Annotated in this window: 3 protein-coding genes; 1 reads left to right on the forward strand and 2 read right to left on the reverse strand. The window is 57.0% G+C overall.

Annotated elements, in window-relative coordinates; translation table 11 throughout:
• Positions 1-9 precede the first annotated feature (9 nt).
• Positions 10-789, reverse strand: coding sequence for a CDP-alcohol phosphatidyltransferase family protein (locus tag PDO_RS12385; protein ID WP_009110058.1), 780 nt, complete (start codon positions 787-789; stop codon positions 10-12).
• A 9-nt stretch (positions 790-798) separates the two neighbouring features.
• On the reverse strand, positions 799-1905 hold the full coding sequence (gene ribA, locus PDO_RS12390) for a GTP cyclohydrolase II RibA (RefSeq protein ID WP_009110060.1): 1107 nt from the start codon (positions 1903-1905) through the stop codon (positions 799-801).
• A gap of 348 nt (positions 1906-2253) precedes the next feature.
• Here ribA and PDO_RS12395 point away from each other — a divergent pair, with 348 nt between their 5' ends.
• Positions 2254-2508: a hypothetical protein gene (locus PDO_RS12395; protein ID WP_009110062.1), complete on the forward strand. Its 255-nt coding sequence runs from the start codon at positions 2254-2256 to the stop codon at positions 2506-2508.
• The last annotated feature ends 169 nt before the right edge of the window (positions 2509-2677 follow it).

The following is a 2677-nucleotide window of genomic DNA, read 5'->3' on the forward strand; positions in this document are numbered from 1 at the left end:
CCGCGGCACTCACTCGCTGGCCTCCACAGGCATGAAAAGATAGAGGCAATCGATCGCGAAGGAATAGCAGAGCAAAAGAAGCGAGATGGCCAAGAGCCAGGACGAGGCAGGGGGAAGAACACCTGGAACAACAACCAGGCACAGAACGGCGACCTGCACTACGCAGACAAGCTTGCGCCTAAGCGACGAAGGCAGATGCGCCCGGAGGCGAGGAAGGGGATATTGTGCAAGCACAAAAGCGTAGCGCATCAAACCGATGAGCAAGACCCATGCCTCTCCCTTACCGAGGAGGAAGGCCGCGGCCGCAAGGCATAGGACCAGGAGTGCATCGACCTCCATGTCGAAACGCGCGCCCAGATCGGACTGGTACTCAAAGCGGCGAGCCAAGTATCCATCAAGGCCATCCATGGCAAGAACCAGAATTACCAATCCAACAAGAATCCACGGTACGCTCTCTATACCCTCCGGTGTGCTGGGAAAAAACACGAGAGCAGCGATCATGCAAACGATTGCGGCACGGATCGCCGTCACCGTATTGGCGAAGCCGAAACGCTCAAAGCAGTGGTGACGCAGTCCGATGATGACAAGGGCAAAAATGAACAATAGCAAACCTGCCGCGGCGATGGCCGCGCCGTGGCCAAGCGACAGGTAGTTGCAAACCAATCTATAGCTAACGATTGATGTGGCAAATATGCAGCTGAGAACGAAGAATGAGCGCAGGCGCAGAGCGACCGAAGGTGCCTTGCCTGTCGCAACTGTCTGCGTCATGGAGCGTTTATCTGGCATCATGTTGTTCCCTTACTCTGCCGCAAGAAGCGCCGCGGCTTCTAACATGTGGCCTGCACGCGCCTTTTTCGTCTTCAGATAGCCAGCGTTCTCGATCGTGACCTCACCCGTCACCGGAAGCCGGACGAGCACCTCCATGCCGCCGTCGGAAAGGGCAGAGATTTTGGCAGGATTGTTGGTGAAAAGGATGACCGTTGCGACCCCGAGCAAATGCAACATTGTGATCGCCGCTTCGTAGCGGCGATGGTCGCTGCCATAGCCAAGTTCAGCATCCGCATCAATCGTGTCCAGACCCTGATGCTGATATCCATAGGCTCGCATTTTGGCGCCGATCCCGGTACCGCGCCCCTCTTGGTCGAGATAGAGGAGGACGCCGCCGCCTAGCGCTTTCATGGCCGCTAGAGCGTTGCGCAGTTGGTCACCGCAATCGCATTTGAGCGAGCCGCAAAGATCGCCGGTGACGCAGGAGGAATGTATGCGAACAGGAACAGGCGCACCAAAATCAGGTTTGCCTACCACGATGGCAACCTGATCCTTTTGCGCCAGGCCACCACGAAAGACGACAAACTCTGCATCTTCGAGATCGCGCAGTGGCACACGGGTGCGCACGAGTGTCTCGAATTTCTGGCGGACGTGATTGGCGGCAGCCAAATGCGATATTTCAAGTCCGCAGCAGGCCGCGAACCGTTTTTCGAAACCGCTGACGTCAGCGCAAACCAGCGCTGGCAACAGCAATGCCAGTCGCGCCAGCTCGCCCGACGTAGCCATCAAGGCGTGCGCCTCGCGCCGGTGCGTCGGTGTCGGCGCCCGCAGTCCATACCCAAGGCTCGACGCTTCGGCGAAGGATAGGCCTTCGAGCGGGACCGAAACATCGTTGCATACGCCAGGCCAAAGTCGCGCGGCGCGGTGTGACGTCAGATAGAGAGTATGCGTGTTTTCGACGGCGGCGGCGAATTGATCATAGACAGAGGGTGCTGCGCTATCGAGCGCCAGCACAGCGAGCCTGCACGTGCCCTCATTTAGAATGACCGGTCGGCCGAAGCGCAATTCCGCCACTGCGCGTTCCAAATGCATCGCAGGCGAGGCAAACTGAAACCCTTCGTCGTCAGCCTTTATCATAGTCGTACTCCGAACTGACTGCAGGATGTATGGCGCGTCGTCCACGGCTCCGGTTGGCCGCGTCACGTACTCAATGCGAGACCTATACAAGGCTTCCATTTGCCACTTGTCGGATTCTTTGGGCAATCACCATGGCAAAACAGAGGGATTGCACAAAAGGACAATAGATGCGCACGCTGGAGCAATCACTCCTGGCTGTATCGCGTGGTCAACGGTGATACCGGAGCTTATCGACCGGTAGCAACTGAGCCGAATGTACGCATTTGCTTTTTTCGCAGCCGATTTTGCAACCCGCAGACACGCAGCCTCAGGAATGTGTGTCGCGCCGAATTGCTGAGGACGTAACGAATGAAGCTGGACAAGCTTGATGCCGGAAAGACGGATGCCAGACTGGCCCAAGCGCTTTGGTTTTCCGCCGCAGGTGAATGCGATATACGCGAAGTGGACGGGCGATCCGTGAACCCGGGTGAAGTTTTGGTGTCCACCCTGTATAGCGGCATCAGTCGTGGCACCGAAAACCTCAACTCAATGGTCAGGTGCCAAGAACGGAACATCAGCGTATGCGCGGACCGCGTATGGGAGGGACGTTTCCTTTTCCAGTGAAATTTGGATATTCGGCCGTCGGGAAAATTACAACAGGACCTGCATCGGCATCGTAAACTTAACGGAGGAAATGCCAGCGAAAGACGCCATCCGGAGATATCTGTCATGCTCTTGCAATTTTCGCCCACAGGCTCATCGCCGCAGTGCGCAGTTCGCGATGGTGACCGGA

This window comes from Rhizobium sp. PDO1-076 (genome assembly GCF_000247475.1).
Lineage (GTDB): Bacteria > Pseudomonadota > Alphaproteobacteria > Rhizobiales > Rhizobiaceae > Allorhizobium.

Bases quoted from the DNA above. Each gene is read 5' to 3' on its own strand.
- PDO_RS12385 (WP_009110058.1), bottom strand. From the start codon at position 789: ATGATGCCAGATAAACGCTCCATGACGCAGACAGTTGCGACAGGCAAG.
- ribA (WP_009110060.1), bottom strand. From the start codon at position 1,905: ATGATAAAGGCTGACGACGAAGGGTTTCAGTTTGCCTCGCCTGCGATG.
- PDO_RS12395 (WP_009110062.1), top strand. From the start codon at position 2,254: ATGAAGCTGGACAAGCTTGATGCCGGAAAGACGGATGCCAGACTGGCC.